24 protein-coding genes and 1 riboswitch are annotated in these 24,430 nt (G+C 71.8%); of the genes, 7 read left to right on the plus strand and 17 right to left on the minus strand.

What is annotated here, in order from left to right; genetic code table 11:
* Positions 1-77: 77 nt before the first annotated feature.
* From ACFYYF_RS19765 to ACFYYF_RS19775, 3 genes are read right to left on the minus strand one after another with little or no spacing between them, the layout of a single operon-like run.
* Positions 78-842 (minus strand): DUF3710 domain-containing protein, encoded by a 765-nt coding sequence (locus ACFYYF_RS19765; RefSeq protein ID WP_361693147.1) that lies wholly within the window; start codon positions 840-842, stop codon positions 78-80.
* Position 843: 1 nt separating this feature from the next.
* A complete protein-coding gene (gene dut / locus ACFYYF_RS19770; RefSeq protein ID WP_361693159.1) occupies positions 844-1,335 on the minus strand; it encodes a dUTP diphosphatase in 492 nt (163 codons plus the stop codon).
* A gap of 44 nt (positions 1,336-1,379) precedes the next feature.
* Complete coding sequence (locus ACFYYF_RS19775) at positions 1,380-1,964, minus strand: PaaI family thioesterase (RefSeq protein ID WP_361693145.1); 585 nt, start codon at positions 1,962-1,964, stop codon at positions 1,380-1,382.
* A 58-nt stretch (positions 1,965-2,022) separates the two neighbouring features.
* On the opposite strand from ACFYYF_RS19775, the gene ACFYYF_RS19780 reads away from it, so the two are divergent.
* Positions 2,023-2,499 (plus strand): DUF3093 domain-containing protein, encoded by a 477-nt coding sequence (locus tag ACFYYF_RS19780; protein WP_388777353.1) that lies wholly within the window; start codon positions 2,023-2,025, stop codon positions 2,497-2,499.
* Positions 2,500-2,685: 186 nt separating this feature from the next.
* Here the strand turns inward: ACFYYF_RS19780 and ACFYYF_RS19785 are convergent, their stop codons facing one another.
* From ACFYYF_RS19785 to ACFYYF_RS19800, 4 genes are all read right to left on the minus strand, one after another.
* Positions 2,686-3,597 (minus strand): hypothetical protein, encoded by a 912-nt coding sequence (locus ACFYYF_RS19785; RefSeq protein WP_388777356.1) that lies wholly within the window; start codon positions 3,595-3,597, stop codon positions 2,686-2,688.
* Positions 3,598-3,610: 13 nt separating this feature from the next.
* The gene (locus ACFYYF_RS19790) at positions 3,611-3,907 is read right to left on the minus strand and encodes a DUF4193 domain-containing protein (protein WP_003997302.1); all 297 of its coding nucleotides are present in this window, start codon (positions 3,905-3,907) and stop codon (positions 3,611-3,613) included.
* Between the two features lie 394 nt (positions 3,908-4,301).
* Entirely contained in the window at positions 4,302-5,534 is a 1,233-nt protein-coding gene (locus ACFYYF_RS19795; RefSeq protein ID WP_388777358.1) for a sensor histidine kinase, read from the minus strand.
* 6 nt (positions 5,535-5,540) lie between these two features.
* Positions 5,541-6,194 (minus strand): response regulator transcription factor, encoded by a 654-nt coding sequence (locus tag ACFYYF_RS19800; protein WP_361693137.1) that lies wholly within the window; start codon positions 6,192-6,194, stop codon positions 5,541-5,543.
* A gap of 415 nt (positions 6,195-6,609) precedes the next feature.
* On the opposite strand from ACFYYF_RS19800, the gene ACFYYF_RS19805 reads away from it, so the two are divergent.
* Positions 6,610-6,783, plus strand: coding sequence for a hypothetical protein (locus ACFYYF_RS19805; protein WP_361693135.1), 174 nt, complete (start codon positions 6,610-6,612; stop codon positions 6,781-6,783).
* Positions 6,784-6,904: 121 nt separating this feature from the next.
* Here ACFYYF_RS19805 and ACFYYF_RS19810 read toward each other — a convergent pair whose 3' ends face one another.
* Together ACFYYF_RS19810 and ACFYYF_RS19815 are read right to left on the minus strand one after the other, a co-directional pair.
* The gene (locus ACFYYF_RS19810) at positions 6,905-7,723 is read right to left on the minus strand and encodes an inositol monophosphatase family protein (protein WP_388777361.1); all 819 of its coding nucleotides are present in this window, start codon (positions 7,721-7,723) and stop codon (positions 6,905-6,907) included.
* 8 nt (positions 7,724-7,731) lie between these two features.
* Entirely contained in the window at positions 7,732-8,859 is a 1,128-nt protein-coding gene (locus ACFYYF_RS19815) for a ferrochelatase (RefSeq protein ID WP_388777363.1), read from the minus strand.
* Between the two features lie 361 nt (positions 8,860-9,220).
* On the opposite strand from ACFYYF_RS19815, the gene ACFYYF_RS19820 reads away from it, so the two are divergent.
* Positions 9,221-10,459 carry an MFS transporter gene (locus tag ACFYYF_RS19820; RefSeq protein WP_388777365.1) on the plus strand — a complete coding sequence of 413 codons (1,239 nt, stop codon included), beginning with the start codon at positions 9,221-9,223 and terminating at the stop codon, positions 10,457-10,459.
* Entirely contained in the window at positions 10,419-11,738 is a 1,320-nt protein-coding gene (locus ACFYYF_RS19825) for a D-arabinono-1,4-lactone oxidase (RefSeq protein ID WP_388777368.1), read from the plus strand. The genes ACFYYF_RS19820 and ACFYYF_RS19825 overlap by 41 nt, the downstream gene beginning before the upstream one ends.
* Here ACFYYF_RS19825 and ACFYYF_RS19830 read toward each other — a convergent pair.
* Positions 11,662-12,456 (minus strand): hypothetical protein, encoded by a 795-nt coding sequence (locus ACFYYF_RS19830; protein WP_388777371.1) that lies wholly within the window; start codon positions 12,454-12,456, stop codon positions 11,662-11,664. The two genes, ACFYYF_RS19825 and ACFYYF_RS19830, sit on opposite strands and share 77 nt — an antisense overlap.
* A gap of 473 nt (positions 12,457-12,929) precedes the next feature.
* Here ACFYYF_RS19830 and sepH point away from each other — a divergent pair, with 473 nt between their 5' ends.
* On the plus strand, positions 12,930-13,982 hold the full coding sequence (gene sepH, locus ACFYYF_RS19835; RefSeq protein ID WP_361693123.1) for a septation protein SepH: 1,053 nt from the start codon (positions 12,930-12,932) through the stop codon (positions 13,980-13,982).
* A 240-nt stretch (positions 13,983-14,222) separates the two neighbouring features.
* Here the strand turns inward: sepH and ACFYYF_RS19840 are convergent, their stop codons facing one another.
* Positions 14,223-15,050, minus strand: a complete 828-nt coding sequence (locus ACFYYF_RS19840) for a sulfurtransferase (RefSeq protein WP_361693121.1) — start codon at positions 15,048-15,050, stop codon at positions 14,223-14,225.
* 311 nt (positions 15,051-15,361) lie between these two features.
* Between ACFYYF_RS19840 and ACFYYF_RS19845 the strand changes: the two genes are divergently transcribed.
* Positions 15,362-16,165, plus strand: coding sequence for a VOC family protein (locus ACFYYF_RS19845; protein WP_388777374.1), 804 nt, complete (start codon positions 15,362-15,364; stop codon positions 16,163-16,165).
* A 109-nt stretch (positions 16,166-16,274) separates the two neighbouring features.
* Here ACFYYF_RS19845 and ACFYYF_RS19850 read toward each other — a convergent pair whose 3' ends face one another.
* The 4 genes from ACFYYF_RS19850 to ACFYYF_RS19865 all read right to left on the minus strand — a co-directional run bounded on the left by ACFYYF_RS19850 (position 16,275) and on the right by ACFYYF_RS19865 (position 21,767).
* Complete coding sequence (locus ACFYYF_RS19850; RefSeq protein WP_361693117.1) at positions 16,275-16,922, minus strand: thymidine kinase; 648 nt, start codon at positions 16,920-16,922, stop codon at positions 16,275-16,277.
* A 43-nt stretch (positions 16,923-16,965) separates the two neighbouring features.
* Positions 16,966-18,153: an alkaline phosphatase family protein gene (locus ACFYYF_RS19855; RefSeq protein WP_388777377.1), complete on the minus strand. Its 1,188-nt coding sequence runs from the start codon at positions 18,151-18,153 to the stop codon at positions 16,966-16,968.
* Positions 18,153-18,740 (minus strand): DUF5998 family protein, encoded by a 588-nt coding sequence (locus tag ACFYYF_RS19860; RefSeq protein ID WP_192582336.1) that lies wholly within the window; start codon positions 18,738-18,740, stop codon positions 18,153-18,155. The genes ACFYYF_RS19855 and ACFYYF_RS19860 overlap by 1 nt, the downstream gene beginning before the upstream one ends.
* 198 nt (positions 18,741-18,938) lie before the next feature.
* Complete coding sequence (locus tag ACFYYF_RS19865; RefSeq protein WP_388777380.1) at positions 18,939-21,767, minus strand: GNAT family N-acetyltransferase; 2,829 nt, start codon at positions 21,765-21,767, stop codon at positions 18,939-18,941.
* Between the two features lie 175 nt (positions 21,768-21,942).
* Between ACFYYF_RS19865 and ACFYYF_RS19870 the strand changes: the two genes are divergently transcribed.
* Entirely contained in the window at positions 21,943-22,224 is a 282-nt protein-coding gene (locus tag ACFYYF_RS19870) for an HPr family phosphocarrier protein (RefSeq protein WP_361693111.1), read from the plus strand.
* Positions 22,225-22,451: 227 nt separating this feature from the next.
* Here ACFYYF_RS19870 and ACFYYF_RS19875 read toward each other — a convergent pair whose 3' ends face one another.
* Together ACFYYF_RS19875 and ACFYYF_RS19880 are read right to left on the minus strand one after the other, a co-directional pair.
* Positions 22,452-23,144 (minus strand): GntR family transcriptional regulator, encoded by a 693-nt coding sequence (locus ACFYYF_RS19875; protein ID WP_361693109.1) that lies wholly within the window; start codon positions 23,142-23,144, stop codon positions 22,452-22,454.
* A gap of 195 nt (positions 23,145-23,339) precedes the next feature.
* Complete coding sequence (locus tag ACFYYF_RS19880; protein WP_361693107.1) at positions 23,340-24,107, minus strand: M23 family metallopeptidase; 768 nt, start codon at positions 24,105-24,107, stop codon at positions 23,340-23,342.
* Positions 24,108-24,119: 12 nt separating this feature from the next.
* Positions 24,120-24,276: riboswitch (cyclic di-AMP (ydaO/yuaA leader) on the minus strand.
* Positions 24,277-24,430: the final 154 nt, after the last annotated feature.

The raw sequence follows: 24,430 nt of genomic DNA on the forward strand, positions 1-24,430 counted from the left end.
GCCGCATCCCCGGGGGATGCGGCCCTTCTGTCTGCCCGATTTTTCGTACGGTGTACGGCCCTCGCGGGCCCTTGTCCCTAGCGGACCTCGGTGATCTCCGGTCCGCGCTGGAGCTGCCCCATGCCGCCGGAGAAGCGGGAGCCGCCCTGGTCCTCCTGCTGGACACCCTCGGGGACCATCTGCGCGTCGTTCGGCAGCTTCAGGACGATCGGGTCGCGGGGGGCCATCGGACCCTCACCGCGGACGACGACCGTGTCCCGGAAGATCTGCTCCAGCAGACCCGCGGCCTGCGGCTGCACCGCGCCCTGCCCGGAGATCACTCCGCGCAGGAACCAGCGGGGACCGTCCACACCGACGAACCGCACGACCTGGAAACCACCCGTGCCGTCCGGGAGCTGGACCGGAACCTGCGCCCGCAGCTCCCAGCCGAGCGGGCCCTCGACCTCGTCGATGACACCGCCCTGCTGGGTGATCCCGGAGGCGATCTCCTCGCGCACCTCGCCCCAGATTCCCTCGCGCTTGGGAGCGGCGAAGGCCTGGAGCTGTACGGCGCTGTCGTTGACGACGACGGTCGCCGCGACGATCGCGTCGCCCGCGACCTCGACCCGCAGCTCCATGCCGTCGACTCCGGGCACGAAGAGGCCACCGAGATCCACCCGGCCCTCGGCCGGGTCACGGACCTCCGCACTGTCCCAGGGCCCGTCGGGGCGCGGCTCGGGTTCGAGCCTCACACGCTCGCGCTCCACGTCCTCGTCCGCCTCAGTGTCGACGCTGTCGACGACCTGCTCGGCCTCGCCCGCCGCGTCCTCGGCGGCACTGCCCTTCTTGCGACGTCCGAACACGTCACTGTCCTTCCCGGTCGGATACGACCGAAGCGTATCGATTCCCACCCGTTGTGCTGTCCACAGCGGCATGGCCGCCGGTGGACCCGAAGCCCCCTGCGGCCCGCGCCGAGCCGGGAAGTTCCGCGACCTCCTGGAAGCGAACCTTCTCGACCTGCTGGACGACCAGTTGAGCAATCCGGTCGAAGCGCTCGAACCGCACCGACTCGCGCGGATCGAGATTCACCACGATCACCTTGATCTCCCCACGGTACCCGGCATCAACCGTCCCCGGGGCATTCACGAGAGCGACGCCGCAGCGGGCGGCCAGGCCCGAGCGCGGGTGCACGAAGGCCGCGTACCCCTCGGGCAGCGCGATGGCCACTCCCGTCGGCAGCACGGCCCGTTCACCGGGCTGCAGCTCGCGGCTCTCGGTGGTGCGCAGATCGGCTCCGGCGTCACCGGGGTGCGCGTACTCGGGAAGGGGAACTTCCGGATCGACGCGCGTGATCATCACGGGGACTTCCGGGCGGGGCTCGTCGGCCCCGGGGCTACGGGTCACGGGTTCACCTCGAAGGCACGGGCTCGCCGGATCTGGTCCGGGTCGTTCATCGCCGCGCGGATCTCCTCCGGGCGGCCGTTGTCGATGAAGTGGTCGACCTTCACCTCGACGAAGAGGGCGTCCGCGCGGACGGCGACGGGTCCGTCGGGGCCGCCGATCCGCCCGGTGGCGGTGCAGTAGATCTTCCGGCCGGCCACCGCGGTGACCTCGGCCTCCAGATGCAGCACGGTGTCGACGGGGACGGGGCGGAGGAAGTCGGTCTCCAGACGTCCCGTCACGGCGATCGTCCGCAGCAGCCAGTTCAGCGAGCCGAGCGTCTCGTCGAGCGCGGTGGCGAGGACACCACCGTGCGCGAGGCCCGGGGCGCCCTGGTGGACGGGGCGCACGGTGAACTCCGCCGTGATCGTGACGCCCTCCCCCGCGCGGGCCTCCAGATGGAGTCCGTGGGGCTGCGCACCACCGCACCCGAAACAGTGTTCGTAGTGTGCTCCGAGGAGCTCTCCGGGGGCGGGCGCGTCAGGGTGCCGCACCGGCGCGACGGCGTCGGCGGGAGGCGTCAGAGCTGCGGAAGTACCACTCACAGGCGCAGACCTTACCCGCGCGTCCACCAAGTCTTCGCACCGTGCCAAGCTTGGCGTCATGCAGCTCTCCGCCTCCCCGTACGAAGAACGCCTCACCGCACCCCGGTCGTGGTGGGTGATCAGCTTCCTGGTCGGGCTCGCGCTGGCCTTGATCTTCCTCCCGTTCGGCACCCTGCCGACCCTCGGGGCGCTCGTCGGCGGCACCGCCGTCGCGGCGGTCGCGGCCAGTGCGTACGGCTCGATCCGCATCCGTGTGGTGGGGGACGCGCTGATCGCCGGGGACGCCCGGATCCCCGTCTCCGCCCTCGGCGACGCGGAGATCATGGACCCGGAGGAGGCGCGCGCCTGGCGCACCCACAAGGCCGACACCCGTGCCTTCATGCTCCTGCGCTCGTACATCCCCACGGCGCTGCGCGTCCAGGTCACGGACCCGGCGGACCCGACGCCGTACCTGTACCTGTCGACCCGGGAGCCGGAGCGTCTGGCGGCCGCCCTGGAGACGGCACGCGCGTCGGTCCGTCCCGCGGAGAGCTGAGACGGCCGACGGCCGATCCCTTGAGGCGATCCACCGGCGAAGGGAGCGGGGCACCGGTGACGGGACGCGGGGACGGGACGGTCCATCCGCGCGCGTGGGCGTCCGCCTGAAGCGCGCGAACGGCCGCGGGCACGGACCCGCGCACGCAGGGACCCGCCCGCGGGCGGGCGGCGCCCGCGAAGGCGTTCAGTCCCCGAGGTCCGTGGGAATCTCTCCGATCCGCACCGGATCCAGCGGCTTCTCCAGCGGCGGCAGCTGCGGGAGCGCGTCCCAGGGCACCTGCATCTTGCGCAGGTCCTTGCGGATGTGGCCGGCCACGCGCTTGGTGTCGCGGCGGTTCATCACGGCGCCCACGGCCGCTCCGACCATGAACGGCATGAGGTTGGGCAGGTCCCGGACCGTGCGCTTCATGATCTGCTGGCGCAGTTCGCGCTTCATCTGGCCGCCCAGCGCGGCGTTGATCGTCATGGGTTTGGCCACGTCGATGCCGCGCTCGCCCGACCAGGAGTGCAGATAGGCCGTGCTGCGCTGCTTGAGGTTGCCCTGCGGACGCAGGCCGTAGACCTCGTGGAGTTCGGCGATCAGCTTCAGCTCGATCGCGGCGACGGCGGTGATCTCGGCGGCCAGCTCCGTGGGCATGGCCGGCGGCACCGGCAGCATCGCGGCGGCGCCGATGCCGGCGCCGACGGTGGACGTCGCGGCGGCGGCGCCCGCGACGAGTTTGTCCGCGAGCTCCTCGGGGCCGAGGCCCGGGAACTGTCTGCGGAGGGTGGCCAGGTCCCGTACGGGAACCCGGGGGGCGATCTCGATGATGCGGTCGGTGACATACGCGAGGCCCGCCCTGGCGCGGACGCCGCTCCTCGTGACGCCCCGCCTGACCCCGTTCCTGACAGCCTCCACGCGACGCCGCGCGACGGGCGAGGCAGTGTCCGCGGGGGCCGTCAGGCCGTCTGTGGCGGCCGCTCGGTCGAGCGAGGCTGATCCCTGTTCGGAAGAGCCCCGCTCGTCGTCACGCACGCCTTCAGGGCCCTTGGCGGGCCCTTCGTCCGCCGCCCTGGAGGGGAGGCGGCGCTTCCAAGGTGGGGTCGAGCCGTTCACGGCCGACCCTGCCTCAGTCGCAGTCGCGGCAGATCGGCTGACCGTTCTTCTCGCGGGCCAGCTGGCTGCGGTGGTGCACCAGGAAGCAGCTCATGCAGGTGAACTCGTCCTGCTGCTTCGGCAGCACCCGGACGGCCAGCTCCTCGTTCGAGAGGTCCGCACCGGGCAGCTCCAGGCCTTCCGCGGCCTCGAACTCATCTACGTCGACGGACGAGGTCGACTTGTCGTTCCGGCGAGCCTTCAGTTCTTCAAGGCTGTCCGAGTCGACGTCGTCGTCGGTCTTGCGCGGGGTGTCGTAATCCGTTGCCATTGTCGCTCTCCCCCTCTGGGTGTCTGCGGTGTCTCCAGCGCACGTAACGCGTGAGAGGCCGGACTTGTGCCCGACCTGAGGCGGAGATTTTGCCTCACATCAAGGTCTGTTACTCAATCGACACCCAACCGGACTCATCAAGAGTGATCGGCTTGGATGGCGATGCGGACCGTACACGGTCCCGAGGCCGCACTTCAAAGGCGCCCCACCGTGTACTTCCCGTGATGAGGACCCCAGAAAACCCGGATTTTCCCGGCTTTCCGGCAGTCCACATGATCACGGAGAGTGGATGGACGGAAAATCGCCCTTGTGATCGATCACACACGGGTCACTCGGGCGGGTGGCCCGAAAATTCCGCGCAAAGCGAACATCGCCGCGTGTGCGCGACATGCTCTCAGATGGGAAGGGTGACGCGCATCACGAGCCCACCCCCTTCTCGGGGCCGGGCGGCGATGTGACCCCCGTGCGCCCGGGCAACCGACCGGACGATCGACAGGCCAAGGCCCACGCCCTTGTCGCTGCCCGTGCGCTCCGTGCGCAGCCGCCGGAAGGGTTCGAAAAGATTGTCGACCTCGTACGCGGGAACGACCGGTCCCGTGTTCGACACCTCCAGGACCGCCCTGCCGTGCTCCGTGGCGGTCGTGACCTCGACCCAGCCGTCCTGCGGCACGTTGTACCGGACGGCGTTCTGGACGAGGTTCAGGGCGATCCGCTCCAGGAGGACGCCATTGCCCTGGACGACCACCGGGGCGCGCACCCCGCGGATCTCCACGCCCTTGGCCTCCGCCTCGGCGTGCACCTGGTCGACGGCCTGCGAGGCGACCTCGGCGAGGTCCACCGGCTTGCGCTCGACGATCTGGTTGTCGCTGCGGGCGAGCAGCAGCAGGCCCTCGACGAGCTGTTCGCTGCGCTCGTTCGTGGCGAGGAGCGTCTTGCCGAGCTGCTGCATCTCCGTCGGCACCCCGGGTCCCGAGAGGTGCACCTCCAGGAGCGTGCGGTTGATCGCGAGGGGGGTGCGCAGTTCGTGGGAGGCGTTCCCGACGAACCGCTGCTGGGCGGTGAAGGCCCGCTGCAGCCGCTCCAGCATGTCGTCGAAGGTGTCCGCGAGCTCCTTCAGCTCGTCGTCCGGGCCGTCCAGCTCGATGCGCCGGGACAGGTCGGAGCCGGCCACCGCGCGCGCGGTACGGGTGATGTGGCCGAGCGGTGACAGGACGCGGCCCGCCATCGCGTAGCCGAAGGCGAACGCGATGACCGCGAGGCCGAGCAGGGCCAGGAGCGACCGGCTGAGCAGGTCGTCGAGGGCGTGCTGGCGCTGCTGGTTCACGCAGCCGGCCATCGCGCGGTTGAGCTCGTCCGCCGAGGGCGCCGCCGGGAGGTTGCAGGTGCTGCTGCCGACCTGACCGGAAATGATCTTGAAGGGGAGTTCGCTGCCGACGTTCAGCGCCTGGGCCGCGAGCAGGTAGATGATCGACAGCAGCATGATGCCGGCGATCAGGAACATGCCGCCGTACAGCAGCGTGAGACGTATGCGGATCGTGGGGCGCAGCCAGGGGAAGGGCGGTTCCGTCCTTCTGGGGTCCCAGGTGGGCTTCGGAGGCGCCGCGGGCGGCGCGGGTGTGGTGGCCACGGTGGATCAGATCCTGTACCCGGAGCCGGGCACGGTGACGATCACGGCGGGCTCGCCGAGCTTGCGCCGCAGCGTCATGACGGTCACGCGCACGACGTTGGTGAACGGGTCCGTGTTCTCGTCCCAGGCCTTCTCCAGGAGCTGCTCCGCGGAGACGACGGCGCCCTCGCTGCGCAGCAGCACCTCCAGGACGGCGAACTCCTTGGGGGCGAGCTGGACCTCCCTGCCGTCGCGGAAGACCTCGCGGCGGTTGGGGTCGAGCTTGATCCCGGCACGCTCCAGGACGGGCGGCAGCGGCACGCTCGTACGGCGGCCGAGGGCACGCACGCGTGCGGTCAGCTCGCTGAACGCGAACGGCTTGGGGAGGTAGTCGTCGGCTCCGATCTCCAGGCCCTCGACACGGTCGCTGACATCGCCGGACGCGGTCAGCATCAGCACCCGGGTGGGGATGCCGAGCTCGACGATCTTCCGGCAGACGTCGTCCCCGTGCACCAGCGGGAGGTCGCGGTCCAGCACGACCACGTCGTAGTCGTTGACCCCGATGCGCTCCAGCGCGGCCGCGCCGTCGTACACGACGTCGACGGCCATGGCCTCCCGGCGCAGTCCGGTGGCCACCGCATCGGCGAGCAGCTGCTCGTCCTCGACGACGAGTACACGCACGTCGCTAGTCCTTCCTCTGTCCACCGGCGGGGCACGTTCCAGCGCACCACGCGGGCAGGTCCGTCACGGGATGAGAGCTCCATCCTGCCCGTTTCGGCCATAAACCGGCTGTAAGACGGGGGAGGCACCGGAGAAGCGCGCCCGGCGGACCGGGAATGCGGGATTTTCTCGCCGGGTTGAGGTTTCCGTGGAAGAGAGCGGGGGGAGGACGGCTTTACACCCCGCGATCACGCTCTGCATGTGGCAAGCCACATTGTGGTACGTCCAACCGCTTCCGCAGAGCGGGCGTGGGTGTCCGGCACCGTCGCCGCCCAGAGCGGGCAGCGCTGGGCACCCCATTCGGAGACGTGATCGCCCCTTCCCACCGGCACACCCCCGTGCCACCGACCCACGACCCAGGACGAGGGGGCGCAGCATGGACGCATTCACCACAGGACTTCTGCAGCGCATAAGGACGACCGAGTCCGACCTGACCCGCGCTCGCGAGACGGGCGACGACTTCCTCGCGGAGGTCGAGCAGGCCGAGCTGGACGACCTTCACCGCCTTGCCGCCGAGCACGGCGTGGAGGTCGGCGCCGCACGCGTCTGATCAGCACGTACGAGAGCGGGGCCCCGGTATCGATCCAGTACCGGGGCCCCGCTCTCGTTCCCGTGCCCGGCCGCTGCCTGCCGCGGCCGGGCCTCCGTCGGTCGCCCGGTCGGGCGCGCGGTCAGTCGTGCCAGGCCCCGAAGTCCTCCAGGAGCCGCTGGAGGGGCTCGAAGACGCCCGGGGAGGCCGCGACCGCGAGATCGCCCGTGGGGCCCTCTCCGGGGCGTCCACCGGTCACCGCGCCCGCTTCCCGGGCGATCAGGTCCCCCGCCGCGAGATCCCAGGGGTGCAGACCGCGTTCGTAGTAGCCGTCGAGGCGGCCGGCCGCGACGTCGCACAGGTCGACCGCCGCCGAGCCCGAGCGGCGGATGTCGCGCACCAGCGGGATCAGCCGCTGGGCCACGTCGGCCTGGTGGGTCTTGACCTCGGTCACGTAGTTGAAGCCCGTCGAGACGAGGGCCTGGTCGAGCGGCGGGGACGGGCGGCAGGCCAGCCGCCGTTCGCCCACCCAGGCACCGGAGGAGGCCCGGGCGCCCCGGCCGCGGACCGCGTGGTAGGTCTCGCCGCGCATGGGCGCGGCCACGACGCCGACGACGGTCTCGCCGTCCTGCTCGGCCGCGACGGACACCGCCCAGGTCGGCAGTCCGTACAGGTAGTTGACCGTGCCGTCGAGCGGGTCGACGATCCAGCGGATGCCGCTGGTGCCCTCGGTGGCGGCGCCCTCCTCGCCGAGGAAGCCGTCCTGCGGGCGGTGCTCGGCGATCAGCGCGGTGATCAGCTTCTCGGCGGCGATGTCCATCTCGGTGACGACGTCGATCGGGCTGGACTTCGTGGCGGCGACCGCCAGGTCCGCCGGGCGGCCGTCGCGCAGCAGCTCACCCGCGCGGCGGGCGGCCTCGTGCGCGAGCTGGAGGAGTTCGGCGTGCAGGGGGTCGGTCACGTGGCTCCTCATGCGTAAGGGCTGTCGGCGCCCGCGGCGGCGGGCTTGGGCGTGCGGGCCGGACAGCAGCCCACCGGGCACAGGTCGTGACTCGCGCCCAGCGCGCCCAGGGCACACCGTGTCACCTGGCGGCCGCTCTCGGCCGCGGCGCGCTCCAGCACCAGTTCACGGACGGCCGCGGCGAACCGGGGGTCGGAGCCCACCGTGGGCGAACGGCGCACCGGCAGCCCCAGCTCCCCAGCCTTCGCCCGTGCCTCGGTGTCCAGGTCGTACAGGACCTCCATGTGGTCCGAGACGAATCCGATCGGCACCATCACCGCCGCCTCGGCTCCCGCTCCGTGCAGCTCCTCCAGGTGGTCGCAGATGTCCGGCTCCAGCCACGGGATGTGCGGGGCCCCGGAGCGCGACTGGTACACGAGCTTCCACGGGTGGTCGGTCCCGGTCTGCTCGCGCACCGCCTCCGCGATCAGCCGGGCGACGTCCAGGTGCTGCCGGACGTAGGCGCCGCCGTCCCCGTGCCCCTCGGCCGGGCCGGAGGTGTCCGCCGCGGCGACCGGGATCGAATGCGTGGTGAACACCAGGTGCGCGCCCGCCCGGACGTCCTCGGGCAGCTCGGCGAGCGACCTGAGGACACCCTCGGTCATCGGCTCCACGAACCCGGGATGGTTGAAGTAGTGCCGCAGCTTGTCGACCTTCGGCGGCTTAAGACCCTCCCCTTCCAGGACGGCCAGCGCGCCCGCCAGATCCTCGCGGTACTGCCGGCAGCCCGAGTACGAGGCGTACGCGCTGGTGGCCAGCACCAGGATCCGGCGCCGCCCGTCCGCGGCCATCTCGCGCAGCGTGTCGGTCAGGTACGGCGCCCAGTTGCGGTTGCCCCAGTAGACCGGCAGGTCCAGACCGTGCTCCGCGAAGTCCTTGCGCAGCGTGTCGAGCAGCGCGCGGTTCTGGTCGTTGATGGGGCTGATCCCGTCGAACAGGAAGTAGTGCTGCCCGACCTCCTTGAGGCGTTCCTTCGGGATGCCTCTGCCCCGCGTCACGTTCTCCAGGAACGGGACCACGTCGTCCGGGCCCTCCGGACCGCCGAACGAGAGCAGGAGGAGGGCGTCGTAGGGGGTGGCATCGAGCACGTCTGGCATGCGTCCGATCCTGCCACCCGTCACTGACAGGCGATAACCGGCGGGGTGGCGTGAGGGGAACGGCGACGGGGCGGGCGGATGCGGTACCGGGCGAGCAGCCGACCGGCGGGCCGGGCGCCGGGCCCGGCGGCGGGCCCCGCGACGGCAGCGGGGCGAACCGTCGGACGGCGAGCTGGCGGCAACGCTCCCGGCAGCGGGGCGCGCGCCCGGCCGGGCGGCGCTCGGACAAACGGTCGAACGGGTAGGCGAGGCTGCGTTAGGGTTGCCTAACCAGTAAGCTGTATCGGCCATCTTCACGCCTTACCGAGTTCGGTCCGCCCGTGGTGACCGGGAGAGCCGAGCCGAGCCGACGGAGACCTTCGTGCCCAGCCCGTACCGTGCCCTGTTCGCCGCCCCCGGCTCCAAGAGCTTCTCCGCCGCGGGCCTGCTCGGCCGGATGCCGCTGTCCATGATGGGCATCGGCGTCGTCACGATGATCTCCCAGCTCACCGGGCGCTACGGTCTCGCGGGCGCCCTCTCGGCGACCATCGCGCTGGCGGCCGCGGCGATGGGTCCGCAGGTCTCGCGCATGGTGGACCTGCACGGCCAGCGGCGGGTCCTGCGCCCGGTGACGCTCGTCGCGCTGGCGGCGGCCGGGGGGCTGCTGGTCGCCGCGCACTACGGGTGGCCCGACTGGGTCCTGTTCGTGTGCGCGGCCGGCATCGGCTGCGTCCCGAGCATCGGCGCGATGATCCGGGCCCGCTGGGCGGCGCTGTACGGAGGCACCCCGCAACTGCACACCGCGTACTCCCTGGAGTCCGTGGTGGACGAGATCTGCTTCATCTTCGGGCCGATCATCTCCATCGGCCTGTCCACGGTGTGGTTCCCGGAGGCCGGACCGCTGCTCGCCGCCTGTTTCCTTTCGGCCGGGGTCTTCTGGCTGACCTCCCAGCGCGCCACCGAGCCCCAGCCGCATCCGCGCGGACAGCACAGCGGCGGCTCGGCGCTCCGCTCGGCCGGACTCCAGGTCCTCGTGGCCACGTTCGTGGCGACCGGGACGATCTTCGGAGCGGTCGACGTGGTCACCGTCGCCTTCGCCGAGGAGCAGGGTCACAAGGGCGCCGCGAGCATCGTCCTTGCCCTCTACGCGGCGGGCTCCTGCCTCGCGGGAGCCGTCTTCGGACTGCTGCACTTCAAGGGGGCGGCGGAAGGCAGGTGGCTGCTGGGCATATGCGCGATGGCCGTGAGTATGATCCCCCTCCTACTGGTCGGAAACTTGCCGTTCCTGGCCGTGGCGCTGTTCGTTGCGGGCCTGTCCATCGCTCCCACGATGATCACGACGATGTCCCTCATCGAGCAGCACGTACCTCGCGCGAAACTGACCGAAGGCATGACCTGGGTGAGTACCGGGCTCGCCGTCGGGGTCGCGCTCGGTTCCTCCGTGGCCGGCTGGGTGATCGACTCCGCCGGCGCGAAAGCCGGGTACGGGGTTCCGGCGGTGTCCGGGGCCGTCGCGGTCGCGGTCGGTTTCCTCGGGTACCGCCGGCTCAGCAGGCCGGTTCCGGAGCGGGGAGGGCACCATGAGCACCGCAGTGAGCGAGAAGAGCGGCACGTGGCGTAACTGGGCGGGGAACGTCACCGCCCTTCCCGTGCGGGAGGTAACCCCCGCCTCGGTGGAGGAACTCTCCGCCGCCGTGCGGAAGGCGGCCGAGGACGGTCTCACGGTGAAGGCCGTCGGGACCGGGCACTCCTTCACGGCCGCCGCCGCGACCGACGGCGTATTGATCCGCCCTCAACTGTTGACCGGGATCCGCAAGATCGACCGCACGGCCATGACGGTCACGGTCGAGGCGGGCACCCCGCTCAAGAGACTCAACATGGCGCTGGCGCGCGAGGGTCTGTCGCTCACCAACATGGGCGACATCATGGAGCAGACGGTGTCGGGGGCGACCAGCACCGGCACGCACGGCACCGGGCGCGACTCGGCCTCGATCGCCGCCCAGATCACGGGCCTGGAGCTGGTGACGGCGGACGGCTCGGTGCTGACCTGCTCCGCGAGCGAGAACCCGGAGATCTTCGCGTCGGCCCGCATCGGCATCGGCGCCCTGGGAATCGTCACCGCGATCACCTTCGCCGTGGAGCCCGTCTTCCTGCTCACGGCCCGCGAGGAGCCGATGACCTTCGACAAGGTCACCGCGGACTTCGACGAACTCTTCGCCGAGAACGAGCACTTCGAGTTCTACTGGTTCCCGCACACCGGCAACTGCAACACCAAGCGCAACAACCGCAGCGCGGGTCCCGAGAACCCCGTCGGCCCCGTCCGCGGCTGGATCGAGGACGAGTTCCTCTCCAACGGCGCCTTCCAGGTGGCGAACCTGCTCGGCCGGGCCGTACCCGCGGCGATACCGTCGATCGCCGGATTCTCCAGCCGCGCGCTGTCCGCGCGGACCTACACCGACATCCCGTACAAGGTCTTCACCTCTCCGCGCCGCGTGCGGTTCGTGGAGATGGAGTACGCGGTGCCCCGCGAGGCGCTGGTCGAGACACTGCGCGAACTGAAGGCGATGGTCGACGGATCGGACCTGCGGGTGAGCTTCCCCGTGGAGGTGCGCACCGCTCCCGCCGACGACATCACGCTCTCCACGGCGTCCGGCCGGGACAGCGCGTACATCGCCGTCCACATGTTCAGGGGCACCCCATACCAGGCTTACTTCACCGCGGCCGAGCGGATCTTCACCGCCCACGAGGGCCGGCCCCACTGGGGCAAGGTGCACACCCGCGACGCCGAGTACTTCTCCCGGGCCTACCCGCGCTTCGGCGAGTTCACCGCGCTGCGGGACCGTCTCGATCCGGACCGGCGCTTTGCGAACGACTACTTGCGGAGGGTTCTGGGGTCGTAGCGGTCGCGCTGGGCCCGGGAGTCGGGGTGCCGTCCCCGGTCTCCGGTTCCGCCGACGCGCCGTCACCCGGGGTCGGCGCCGCGGACGTGTCACCGCCGTCGCCGCCCGTGTCACCCGATCCGGCACTGTTCCCGGACGGCGCCGGCGCCTCCTGGGAGGCCGCCGGGGAGGACTGCGGGGACGTCGAGGACCCGGTCGAAGGTGCCGTGTCCGGCGCGCCGTTCCCCGAGCCGGACGTGTGCCCCTTGAAGGCGTCGCCGACCGTCGTACTGGTGCCCGCGCCGCTGAAGCTCCGCCCCGAGACCATCTCGTACGAGGTGATTCCGGCCATCGTGACGCCGAAGACGAGAGCGGTCGCGACGAGCGGCCTCTTCCAGCTCGTGACCCGCGCGCGGTAGACGGTCCCCTCGGTGAACTCGCCGGAGGGACCGGGCAGCGGCCGGGGCCTCGGTTTCGGCTGCACCTTCGCGTCGCGGATCTGTTCGCCGGTGCGCTTGAAGAAGTGCTGGAAGACCGTTCCTCCGCAGGTGGCGACGACACTGACGAGTCCGGCGCCCAGGATCGTCCCGTAGACACCGAAGTACGACGCGAGCTTCGCGGCCACCACCGCGGCGACCGCGCTCCCCGCCACCTGGGGGACGCTCAGGTCCAGCCGCCTCTTCCTCGGTTCCCCGTCGGCACCCGGCTGCTCGCCGCCGACTTCCGGCTTCTCACGCATTCCCGGACCTTGCCTGCCTTTCCCGTACTTGATCGACCGACCGCACGAGAAAGGGACGTACGGGCGAAACGATAAGTTCCGTTTCTGCCGATTACGTGAAGTGCGCCACGTCCGCCGGCCGCCGGACGGGCGCCGGGATCGGCCAACTAGCACCCCCCGCTCGAAGTTGGGCGGCGTGCCGATCCACGCAAGTGGCCCGAATGGAGTACTGTTGCGAGCCCTGGGTCCGGACTCCCGCCAGGGTGTCCGGGGCCTTGCAGGACCACCGGGAGGGGGCTCGTTGCACAGGGTGATGGAGTTCGTCACTTAGCGTTGCAAAACAGGTAACCGTGCCATAACGGCGACCCCGGGCCCGTGCCCGACACGCCGGGCAACTCGGCAAGGTTGTGGCAGGCTGCACCCGGGCAGGCCACACTCGACTAGCGGAAGCAGCGACGCACGTGACGTCGGCAGGCACCACCCGGGAGGTCCCCATGCCCGAACTGCGTGTCGTGGCCGTCTCTAACGACGGCACACGGCTGGTGCTGAAGGCTGCGGACAGTACGGAATACACGCTTCCGATTGACGAGCGGCTGCGTGCCGCCGTACGCGGCGACCGTCCCCGCCTCGGCCAGATCGAGATCGAGGTGGAGAGCCATCTCCGCCCCCGCGACATCCAGGCGCGTATACGCGCCGGCGCCTCCGCGGAGGAAGTCGCCCAGCTCGCCGGCATCCCCGTCGATCGCGTACGCCGCTTCGAGGGTCCCGTGCTGGCCGAGCGCGCCTTCATGGCCGAGCGCGCCCGGAAGACCCCCGTCCGCCGCCCCGGCGAGAACGCCGGTCCCCAGCTCGGCGAGGCCGTCCAGGAGCGGCTGCTGATCCGGGGTGCCGAGAAGGACTCCGTCCAGTGGGACTCCTGGCGCCGCGACGACGGCACCTGGGAAGTCATGCTCGTGTACCGCGTCGCGGGCGAACCACACGCCGCTTCCTGGACCTACGACCCGCCCCGGCGGCTCGTCCAAGCCGTCGACGACGAGGCGCGCTCGCTGATCGGCGAGTCGGACGACCTCGCGGCGCCCGAGCCGAGCTTCCCGTTCGTGCCGCGGATCGCCCGGCTGCCGCGGGACCGTCCGCTGGACCGTGCCCTGGAACGGCAGACGGAGCGCCCGAGCCTGCCCCCGGCCTCCCCGGAACCCGCCGAGGAGACCGAGGACCGGGACTCGCTGACCAGCCTTCTGGAAGCGGTGCCCAGCTTCCGGGGCGACATGGTCGTGCCCGAGCGGCCCGCCCCCGCCGAGCGCCCCGCCGCCGAGGAGCCCGCCCCCGAGCCCGAGGAGGAGGAGCCCCCGGCTCCCGCCGCCTCGGCCGGTGCCGGTTCCGCGTACGCGGACGTCCTCATGCCGCGCTCGGTGGGCAGCCACCGTGACCGGCTCGTCGGCGCGACGGACCGTCAGGCCGAGGCGGACGGCGTCCGCCCCGGCCGCAGAGCGGCAGTCCCGAGCTGGGACGAGATCGTCTTCGGCACGCGCCGCAAGAAGCAGGAGTAGCCGGCCACGTCCGGACCACGACGGCGGGGCCCGCACCGATCCGGTGCGGGCCCCGCCGTCGTCGTGCGGGCCCCGCCCTCCACGTGCGGGAGCGGCCGGGCCGGACGTGCGCGCCCGCGGCACGGGAGCGGCGCGACCGACGGGCCACGCCTCGCGCGACGGGCGGCCCCGCACGTCTGCGAGGAGAGCACCCGCCTCGCCGGGGTGGTACCGCGAGCGCCGGACCCGGCGACGCGGGTGTCACTGGGGGTCGGGGCCCACCGCGACGGGGCGGTTCACGTCCTGGGACCACTCCGACCACGAACCCACGTACAGCGCCGCCGGAACGCCGGCCACGGCGAGGGCCAGCACCTCGTGGGCGCCCGAGACCCCGGAGCCGCAGTAGACGCCGACCTCGGACTCCGGCGTCACGCCGAACGACTTGAAACGGTCCGCGAGTTCGGCCGCCGGCAGGAACCGTCCGTCCTCCGTCACGTTCTCGGAGGTGGGCGCGGAGACGGCACCCGGGATGTGGCCGCCGACCCGGTCGATCGGCTCGACCTCGCCCCGGTACCGCTCCCCCGCGCGCGCGTCCAGCAGCAGCCCGGTGCGGGCGAGCGCGGCCGCACCGTCCGCGTCGAGCGCCGCCCGGGCGCCGGCCTTCGGCAGGAACGTTCCGGGCGCCGGCGAGGGGACGTCCGAGGACACCGGTCCGCTCCAGGCGGCGAACCCTCCGTCAAGCACGCGTACCGACGGGTGACCCGAATAGCCCAGCAGCCACCAGGCGCGCGCGGCGGCCCAGCCCTGCCCGCCGTCGTACACGACGACATCGCGGTCCTCGGACACTCCCGCAGCCCGCATCGCCGCGCCGAAGGCCTCGGGGTCGGGGAGCGGATGCCGGCCCGCCGCACCGGCCGGACCAGCGAGTTCGGAATCCAGGTCGACGAAGACCGCACCGGGGATGTGTGCGCTCTCGTACTCCGGGCGCTGATGGGGACCGCCCAACTGCCAGCGGACGTCCAGGAGGACCGGCGGGTTCGGCCCCGCCAGGTCACTCGCGAGTTCGGGTGCCGTGATGATGGCGTTCATGGTCCCCATCCTTGCGCACGGGGTGGCCGCTTCGTCCATGTGCCGCTACTCTGCTCCGCCGGGCAGGTCCGATCACCGGGCGTACGGGATCGGGCACATGCTGTACAACCGATGGGCACCACACGGCATGGCGCGGCGGCGGACGGATCGGGTGTCCCCCGCTCCCGCGCGGCCCGGCGGCGGCGCGGGAGGACGTCCGGCGCGACCGGTGGTGCGAACATCGGCACGGGGCGTGCACGCACGCGACTGGGTACGCGTGTTCGCAAGCGGAAGGTGACCGGCCACCGCGAGGGGCCGAGAAGAGAGTGACGATGACCGAGGCACGGGAATCGGCCGGCGCGAACGGCACCACGCACGCTCGGAACGCGTCCGGGACGCCCTGCTGGGTAAGCCTGATGGCGCACGAGACGGCCGCGACCCAGGACTTCTACGGAGCGCTGTTCGGCTGGGAGTTCCAGCCCGGCCCCCCGCAGCTCGGCCCCTACGCGCGGGCACTGCTCGACGGCCAGGAGGTGGCCGGGATCGGCCAGTTGCCGCCCGACCGGCACCTGCCGGTCGCCTGGACGCCCTATTTCGCCTCGGTCGACGTGGACCACACCGCCGAGACCGTGCGGCTCAGTGGCGGAACCGTGGGCGTGGGCCCGCTGGACGCCGCCGAGGCCGGCCGGCTGGCGATCGCCTCCGACCCGTCGGGCGCCGTCTTCGGGATCTGGCAGAGGGTCGCCCACCTCGGTACGGAGATCACCGGAGTGCCGGGCACTCCGGCGTGGAACGAACTCGTGACGCGCGACACCGAGAGCGTCGTGAAGTTCTACAAGGGGGTCTTCGGCTACGAGCTGCGGCCGGGCGGCTCGGCCGACTTCGACTACGTGACCCTGCACATCGACGGACGGCCGGTGGCCGGCATCCACGGCGTCGGGAACGCCCTGCCGCGCGACCGGGGCCCGCACTGGCTGACGTACTTCGAGGCCGCCGAACTGGACGACACCGTCAACCTCGTCACGGAACTCGGCGGGCGCCTCCTGGAGGAGGCCCACGACTCCCCGTACGGCCGCGTGGCGACGGTGGCGGATCCGGAGGGAGCGGTCTTCTCCCTGATCCACGCCGTCACCTGACCCGGCGGGTCCCCGGAAGGAAGACCTGCGAAGACGGATCTACCGAGGCGGATCGACGGATGCGCATCGGCGGAGCCGGCTTTCCGGTGACCGATCTCCGGAGCGGGCCTCAGACCGGTGCGATCGGCAGGACGTCGGGGGACAGGGCGCTCGCGCGGGCCGTCGCGGCGGTCATACGACGTCGGTGGTGCCGGCGGCACAGGACCTCGTAGCCGATGCTCTCGTGCTGGTTGACGTCGCCGACGACGACCTGGGCGCCCTCGACGACCATCTCGCCGCCCACGGTGCGGGCGTTGTGCGTGGCGCGGGCGCCGCACCAGCACAGGGCCTCGACCTGGAGGACCTCGACCCGGTCGGCCAGTTCGACGAGCCGCTGGGAGCCGGGGAAGAGCTTGGAGCGGAAGTCGGTGGTGATCCCGAAGGCGAAGACGTCGACGTCCAGGTCGTCCACCACGCGGGCCAGTTGATCGATCTGCGCGGGTGCCAGGAACTGGGCCTCGTCCGCGATCACGTAGTCGGCCCGGCCGCCCTGCGAGAGGTGGTCCACCAGATACGCGTACAGGTCCTGGTCGTCGGCCACCTCGACGGCGTCGGTGACCAGCCCGAGGCGCGAGGAGAGCTTGCCCTCGCCCGCGCGGTCGTCACGGGTGAAGATCATGCCCTGCAGACCCCGCGTCGAGCGGTTGTGCTCGATCTGGAGAGCCAGCGTGGACTTCCCGCAGTCCATCGTTCCGGAGAAGAACACCAGCTCGGGCATGGGGAGTTGAGCACCTTTCGGCAACAGGGAAGAGGGAAGGACGTCAGGAGCGTACTTGGAGGAGGGGTACCAGCTGCTCGGCCGGGGTCATCGAGCCGTGGTTGCCGACCATCAGCGACTCCTTCGGCTCCCGTTCGGACGCGGTGATCAGGACGTCGTCCCTGGCGGCGGCGACGACGTCACCGAGCCGGGCGTAGACGCGCTCGTCGACCCGGGGGCCGAACCAGCCGGCCTCGATCGCCTCGTCACGGGATGCCACCCAGAACTGCTCGCCCAGGACCTCTCGCCAGCAGGTCAGCACGTCCGCCTCGGCGCCCGGAACCGCGTACACGTGGCGGGCGCGGCCCTCGCCGCCCAGCAGGGCGACCCCGGCGCGCAGCTCCCAGTCCTCGTCGAAGTCGATGCGGTGCTGCTCGTCGAACGGGATGTCGATCATGCCGTGGTCGGCGGTGACGTACAGCGCCGAGCGCGGCGGCAGCTGCTCCGCGAGACGCTGGACCAGCCGGTCGACGTACATGAGCTGACCGCGCCAGGGGTCGGAGTCGACGCCGAAGCGGTGACCCTTGCCGTCCACCTCCGCGTAGTACGTGTAGACCAGGGAGCGGTCACCGGCGGACAGTTGCTCGGCGGCGAAGTCCATGCGTTCCTCGCCGGACAGCCGGCCGTGGAACGTCCCCCCGCTGAGCGCGATCTTCGTCAGGGGCGTGTTCTGGAAGGTCGGCGAGGAGACCTGGGCGGTGTGCACGCCGGCCGCGTCGGCCTGCTGGAAGATCGTGGGGTAGGGCTGCCAGGCGCGCGGCTCGGTCCACGGGTTCCAGCGGAGCTGGTTCATCAGCTCGCCGGTGGCCGGGTTGCGCGCGGTGTAGCCGGGCAGACCGTGCGCGCCCGGGGGCAGGCCGGTGCCCACGGAGGCGAGGGAGGTCGCGGTGGTGGCCGGGTATCCGGCGGTGATCGGACGTCCGGTGCCGCCGCGCGAGGACGCCAGCAGCGACGTCATGAACGGTGCCTCGTCCGGGTGGGCCTTGAGCTGCTCCCAGCCCAGACCGTCGATCAGGAACACGCAGTTCCGGTCGGCCGGGGCCAGCTCGGGTATGGCGGCGGTCACGCCGGGCACGGCCATGCCGGCGGCCAGCGTGGGGAGCAGATCGGCCAGCGAACCCGCGCCGTACTCGGGGACGGGCGCGGAGGCGACGGCGAGCGGCTCCGGGTGGTCCCAGGTGGGCAGGGCCATCAGCGGGCGACGTCCGCGGTCGCCTCGGACAGGGACTGTGCGAAGGCGAGGGCCTGGCGGACGGTCTCCGGACCGTCCCCCGCCTCGCTGACCCGCAGGCTCAGGTCGTCCGCCGTCGAGTTGCCGGTGTAGCCGTGATCGGCCTCGCAGTTGGGGTCACCGCAGGCGGCCGGCTCCAGGTCGATGCGGGAGACGGCGCCCCAGCCGATGGTGAGGACCACTTCGCGGGGCAGCGTGCCGGGCGTGTACGACTCGGGGTTCGCGACGACGCGGCTGACGACGACCGAGGAGATCCGGCCGAGCTTGACCGATTCCGTCGAGGTCGTGGCGTACGGCGTCGGGGAGGTGGTGTCCGCGTTCTGCTCGTCGGTGTGGCTCACGATGAAACGGTTGCCGGTGAGGACCAGCACGGTCACGTGCCGGCGCACCTCGTTCGCGTCGAACGTCGTCTCCTGGTGGACCAGGTACGACCGGATGGTCTCGCCGCCGATCGCGGCCTCCACCGCCTCGGCCACGAGGGCCGGGTAGTAGCCGCTGCGCTCGATCGCCGCTCGCAGCCCCTGGGTCGTCGTACTGGTCTTGGCCATGCCGTCCATCCTACGGGGGCCCGCTGACTGCGAGGCACCGCTCGCGTGGGTCTGTCGTGGACCGATCAGACCGAATCGCGCAGGGTGACCGGTGGGACGCGGGCACGGCAGGTATCCCGGCGGGGTGCCCCTCGTCACAGAGGCATCCCCTCCCGGCGCCCCGGAGGACCTGGCCGGGGCGGGCACGGCCCGGGCGGCTCAGACGACGGGCAGTGTGCGGGGGCCGAGGTCGTCCCGGAGCGGGGCGCGGGCCAGCCGTACCGTCGCGCCGAGGACGCTCAGACCGGCCGGGGCGACCACCACCGGCTCCAGCGAGACCGCGACGACCTCCGGGTGGTCGTCGACCAGCCGGGAGACCCGCAGCATGAGCTCTTCGAGGGCGGCCGTGTCGACCGGCGCGGAGCCCCGCCAGCCGAACAGGAGCGGTGCCGTCCGGATCGACCGGACCAGCGAGGCCGCGTCCCGGTCGGTGACCGGAACCAGCCGGTGCGCGGTGTCGCCGAGCAGTTCGGAGGCGGCTCCGGCGAGCCCGAAGGAGAGCACCGCACCGGCCGCCGGGTCGATCACCGCGCGGACGACCGCGTCGACACCGCGCGGCGCCATCCCCTGCACGACCGGGCGCAGCACCGTCGGCGGCCCGAACACCTCGGTCAGCTCCGCGTACGCCCGGCGCAGCTGCTCCTCGTCGGCCACGTCCAGGCGTACGCCGCCGAGGTCCGCGCGATGCCTCAGGTGCGGGGCGGTGGTCTTGAGGGCCACGGGGTAGCCGATGGCGCGCGCGGCCTCCGCGGCCTCGTCCGGGGTGGGGGCGGGCAGGGCCCGGTGCACGTCGATGCCGTAGAGCCCGAGCAGCGCCGCCGTCCGTTCGCCTCCCAGGGTCAGGCCCTCCCCGCGCGCGAGGAGGTCGTCGATCAGCCGGGCGGCCCCCTTCTCGTCGATGTCCTCGTACTCGGGCACCTTGCCGGGCTCATGGGCGTCCGTGCGCCACTGGGCGTACTTGACGGCTTCGGCGAGGGCGCGGACGGCCCGTTCGGCGGCGGGGTAGGCGGGGATGAGCCGGGAGTCCGGCGCGGCCTCGGCGCGCGGCGCCGCGGGCGACCGGTCCGAGGGGTGGAAGCGGGCGCCGGACGCCGCGCCGGGTGCTCCCTCCGGGGCCTGCGGGGCGGTGCTCGCGGCGGCGGACAGGGCTTCGGCGAGTCCGCCCAGTTCGACGTGGACCACGAGCACGGGTTTCGCCGGGGCCTCCAGGGCGGAGGACCGCAGCGCCTCGGCGAGCGCCGCGTCGGCGGCCTGGGTCTCCCCCACGGCCGGTATGGCGGTCACGACGACGGCGTCGCAGCCGTCGTCGGCGAGTGCCTGCGACAGGGCCTTGTGGAAGTCCTCCGCCGAGGCCGCCGTGGTCAGGTCCCGGGGCGGCAGCGGCCTGAGCCCTTCGGCGAGACAGGCGTCGTACGTCAGCAGTCCCAGGGACTCGGAGTTCCCGAGGATCGCCACGCGGGGTCCCCGGGGAAGCGGCTGGCGGGCCAGCAGCAGGCCGGCGTCGACGAGTTCGGTGATCGTGTCCACCCGGATGACCCCGGCCTGGCGGAGCAGCGCGGACACGGTGGCGTGCGGCAGTCGCGTGGCCCGGACGGCGTGCCCCTGGGGAGCGGCCCCGCCGTGCCGTGCTCCCTGGACGACGACCAGGGGTTTCGCGGCCGCCGTCCGCCGCGCGAGGCGGGTGAACTTGCGCGGGTTGCCGATGGATTCGAGGTACATCAGGGCGACGTCGGTGTCCGGGTCCTCGTACCAGTACTGCAGGACGTCGTTGCCGGAGACGTCCGCGCGGTTCCCCGAGGAGACGAAGGTCGACACCCCGGTCACGCCGGTGACGCCGCCGCCGCGCCGGTGCAGCCGGGACAGCAGGGCGATGCCGATGGCGCCGGACTGCGCGAACAGGCCGATGCGTCCGGGGCGGGGCATCTGGGGGGCGAGCGAGGCGTTCAGCCGCACGTCCGGCGCCGTGTTGATGACGCCGAAGGCGTTGGGTCCGATGATGCGCATCCCGTACGTGCGCGCGTGCCGTACGAGTTCGCGCTGGCGTTCGCGTCCCTCGGGGCCGCTCTCGGCGTACCCGGCGGAGACCACCACGAGTCCCTGCACGCCGTGTTCGCCGCATTCGGTCACGACCTCGGGGACGTGGGCGGCGGGCACGGCGACGACGGCGAGGTCGACTGGGTCGGCGATGTCCCTGATGGAGCGGTGGGCGGGGACTCCGTCGAGTTCCTTGTCCTGGAGTGCCGCGTTCACCGCGTACAGGCGTCCGGTGAACCCGGCCTGGCGGAGGTTGTCGAGGACGCTGCGGCCGACCCCGCCGGGCGTGCGCCCGGCGCCGATGACGGCGACCGAGCCGGGGGCGAGCAGCCGCTGGACGGAGCGGGCCTCGGCGCGCTGTTCCCGGGCGCGCTGCACGGCGAGCGACCGGTCGGTGGGTTCGAGGTCGAACTCCAGGCGTACGACACCGTCCTCGAAGCTGCGCTTCTGGGTGTAACCGGCGTCCGTGAAGACCTTGATCATCTTGTTGTTGGCGGGCAGCACCTCGGCGGCGAAGCGGCGGATGTCACGCTCGCGGGCCACCGCTCCGATGTGTTCGAGCAGCGCGGAGGCGACGCCCCGGCCCTGGTGGGCGTCCTGCACGAGGAAGGCGACCTCGGCCTCGTCGGCGGGCGCGGAGGCGGGCATGCCGTCCGCGTTGATCCGGTCGTAGCGCACGGTGGCGATGAACTCGCCGCCCACCGTGGCCGCGAGGCCGACCCGGTCCACGAAGTCGTGGTGGGTGAAGCGGCGGACGTCCTTGGCGGACAGGCGCGGGTAGGGCGCGAAGAAGCGGTAGTACTTCGACTCGTCCGACACCTGCTCGTAGAAGCTGACCAGGCGTTCGGCGTCGTCGACGGTGATGGGCCTGATGCGCGCGGTGCCGCCGTCGCGCAGCACCACGTCGGCCTCCCAGTGGGCTGGGTACTCGTGCCGGTCCGACGAGGTCTGCATGGGGCCCAGAGTACGGCTCGCGTACGACAACGGCGCGAGGCAGTCTGAGGGTGACGGGCGTCGGAGCGGGTCTTCGACCGACACCGCGGCGGGTGATGCCCGGGACCGTCCGGGCACTCCTCGCGATATGGAACAATGGTCTAGACAACCCTGAACACCCGAAGGGCAGCATCTCATGGCTGAGCGCCGCGTCAACGTCGGCTGGACCGAGGGCCTCCACGCCCGCCCCGCCTCCATCTTCGTCCGGGCCGCCACGGCGTCCGGCATCCCCGTGACGATCGCCAAGACCGACGGCACCCCCGTCAACGCGGCCTCCATGCTCGCGGTCCTCGGCCTGGGCGCCCAGGGTGGCGAGGAGATCGTTCTCGCCTCGGACGCCGACGGCGCGGACGTCGCCCTCGACCGTCTGGCGAAGCTGGTCGCCGAGGGGCTCGACGAGCTCCCCGAGACCGTCTGAGCCTGCCCGCGAGGCAGTCGGACCCACACGGCCGAGCCGCGGCACCCTTTCTCCGGGTGGCGCGGCTCGGCCGTTTTCCGTGGACCCGTCCGCGAATTCCCCACGTGTCACGCAGGCCTCGGGCCGCGGTCGCGGTAATGCCGCTCACCGGAATTCCGGACAAACGAATAAAAGGGCATCAGAAATGAGCCCCCGCAGAATATCCCTCTTTGTATACGGTGCCTGTGTTAAAGACGCGGGCCCGTCATGTTTACGGGATGTTGCGAACTTCTCACACGGTCCGGCCGGTCGCCGCCGGGAAATCGGAGCCGGTGCGCGGCCGTGGCGCGCTCGGTGTGCAGGGCCGTGATCGCGCGGGCCCGCTCGCTGTCCCCGCGGGCCACCGCGTCCACGATGCCGCCGTGCTCCGCCCAGGACTCCGCGGGGTCGGCCGGCGCCTCGACCGAGTACATCCAGGCGATCTTGTGACGAAGCTGGGCGAGCGTCGAGGTCAGCGCCGGGCTGCCGGACGCCTGGGCCAGCGTCTCGTGGAACCAGCCGCCCAGCGAGCGCAGATCCTCGCTGTGGCCTCGCCTGGAGCGCTCCTGCCCCAGCCTGACCAGTCCCCGCAGCACCTTGAGGTGGGCCTCCGTGCGCCGCTGCGCCGCCCTCGCGGCCCCCAGCGGCTCCAGCAGCATGCGCATCTCCAGGAGGTCCGCCGCCTCCAGCTCGGTGGGCTCGGCGACACAGGCGCCCGCGTGCCGGCGGGTGACCACGAAGCCCTCGGCCTCCAGCGTGCGCAGGGCCTCGCGCACGGGGACGCGAGAGACGCCGTAGCGGCGCGCGAGCAGTTCCTCGGTGAGCCGGCCGCCGCGCTCGTAGACACCCGCGACGATGTCGTCACGGATCGCCGTGCACACCGAGTGCGCCGGAATACGCATGACCGACCTCCGCTTTAATCCCCGTGAAACGCCGTCGATTGACGCTTGTTCAGTGACTCTATTGCAGGAAGCCTGAATTTCCGATGGCGGGCCTGAATCCATGGATATTTTTTGGACAGACGGCGTCCGGAAACGACGATGCCCCGGCTCGGTGAGCCGGGGCATCAAAAGCGGTGGGAAGCCGCGAAGCGGTCGTCAGACGTTGACGCCGTGCGAGCGCAGGTACGCGACCGGGTCGATGTCCGAGCCGTACTCCGCGGTCGTGCGGGCCTCGAAGTGGAGGTGCGGTCCCGTGGTGTTGCCGGTGTCGCCGGAGAGGCCGATCTGCTGGCCCGGGGTGACGGTCTGCCCCACGGACACCCCGATGGACGACAGGTGGCCGTACATGGTGTACGTGCCGTCGTGCATCTTGATCACGACTTGATTGCCGTAGGCGCCGCCCCAGCCGGCCGTGACGACCGTGCCCGAGCCGACGGCGTGGACCGAGGTGCCGGTGCCCGCGTGGAAGTCGACACCGGTGTGGCTGCCGGAGGACCACAGGGCGCTGCTGGCCTGGTAGCCGGTGGAGACGTACGAGCCGGTGATCGGCATGACGAACGTGTTCAGCCGCTTGCGCTCGGCCTCGCGGGCGGCGCGCTCCTTGGCCGCGCGGAGCTTCGAGGCCTGCTCGGCGGCCTCCTTGCGCGCGGTCTGCTCGGCCTGCTTGCGCGCGGCGGCCTCGTCGGCGGCGCGCTGCTGGGCGAAGGCCTGGGCGTCGATCTGGTCGGCGACCGTGTCGTTGAGGGTGACGGTCTGGGTGAGCCCGGTCTGCTCGACGGAGGCTTCCGCGGCGAACGCGGGGGCGGCCAGGGTTCCGATCACACCGGTGGTGGTGAGCGCCGCGACCCCGACGGCGGTCGTGGTGGTGCTGTGCACCCGGCTGCTCGTACGACGATGCTTGCCGGTGCCACAGGTGAACGCCATGTAGGGGCTGATCCTTTCCTTCCCTCTCGCCTACCGGGTTAGCTGACGGGTTCGGAGCAGGAAGGTCTCCTACGGGCCCCCTCCGAGGAGGGCGTCCGATTCACCCCAGGGACTGAGTGGGTCCCCGGCTCCCCTGACTCGCGTCTCGGGGACTCGGCGATGACTGTCCGGTGCCGCGGGCGCGGCGCACTGCGTGACGAACAGCCGGACCGACGCTAAACGGGGTGACTTTCGAACAACAAACGGATCACGATTTTTGTTACGCATGCCACAGGGCAGAAGGGCAACCGCCGTACGAATGCGGACATCTTGGGAACGGCACC

The organism is Streptomyces sp. NPDC001914, assembly GCF_042891215.1.
Lineage (GTDB): Bacteria > Actinomycetota > Actinomycetes > Streptomycetales > Streptomycetaceae > Streptomyces.

Bases quoted from the DNA above. Each gene is read 5' to 3' on its own strand.
- dut (WP_361693159.1), bottom strand. From the start codon at position 1,335: ATGATCACGCGCGTCGATCCGGAAGTTCCCCTTCCCGAGTACGCGCAC.
- ACFYYF_RS19780 (WP_388777353.1), top strand. From the start codon at position 2,023: ATGCAGCTCTCCGCCTCCCCGTACGAAGAACGCCTCACCGCACCCCGG.
- ACFYYF_RS19790 (WP_003997302.1), bottom strand. From the start codon at position 3,907: ATGGCAACGGATTACGACACCCCGCGCAAGACCGACGACGACGTCGAC.
- ACFYYF_RS19805 (WP_361693135.1), top strand. From the start codon at position 6,610: ATGGACGCATTCACCACAGGACTTCTGCAGCGCATAAGGACGACCGAG.
- ACFYYF_RS19815 (WP_388777363.1), bottom strand. From the start codon at position 8,859: ATGCCAGACGTGCTCGATGCCACCCCCTACGACGCCCTCCTCCTGCTC.
- ACFYYF_RS19825 (WP_388777368.1), top strand. From the start codon at position 10,419: ATGAGCACCGCAGTGAGCGAGAAGAGCGGCACGTGGCGTAACTGGGCG.
- ACFYYF_RS19830 (WP_388777371.1), bottom strand. From the start codon at position 12,456: ATGCGTGAGAAGCCGGAAGTCGGCGGCGAGCAGCCGGGTGCCGACGGG.
- sepH (WP_361693123.1), top strand. From the start codon at position 12,930: ATGCCCGAACTGCGTGTCGTGGCCGTCTCTAACGACGGCACACGGCTG.
- ACFYYF_RS19840 (WP_361693121.1), bottom strand. From the start codon at position 15,050: ATGAACGCCATCATCACGGCACCCGAACTCGCGAGTGACCTGGCGGGG.
- ACFYYF_RS19845 (WP_388777374.1), top strand. From the start codon at position 15,362: ATGACCGAGGCACGGGAATCGGCCGGCGCGAACGGCACCACGCACGCT.
- ACFYYF_RS19850 (WP_361693117.1), bottom strand. From the start codon at position 16,922: ATGCCCGAGCTGGTGTTCTTCTCCGGAACGATGGACTGCGGGAAGTCC.
- ACFYYF_RS19855 (WP_388777377.1), bottom strand. From the start codon at position 18,153: ATGGCCCTGCCCACCTGGGACCACCCGGAGCCGCTCGCCGTCGCCTCC.
- ACFYYF_RS19860 (WP_192582336.1), bottom strand. From the start codon at position 18,740: ATGGCCAAGACCAGTACGACGACCCAGGGGCTGCGAGCGGCGATCGAG.
- ACFYYF_RS19865 (WP_388777380.1), bottom strand. From the start codon at position 21,767: ATGCAGACCTCGTCGGACCGGCACGAGTACCCAGCCCACTGGGAGGCC.
- ACFYYF_RS19870 (WP_361693111.1), top strand. From the start codon at position 21,943: ATGGCTGAGCGCCGCGTCAACGTCGGCTGGACCGAGGGCCTCCACGCC.
- ACFYYF_RS19875 (WP_361693109.1), bottom strand. From the start codon at position 23,144: ATGCGTATTCCGGCGCACTCGGTGTGCACGGCGATCCGTGACGACATC.
- ACFYYF_RS19880 (WP_361693107.1), bottom strand. From the start codon at position 24,107: ATGGCGTTCACCTGTGGCACCGGCAAGCATCGTCGTACGAGCAGCCGG.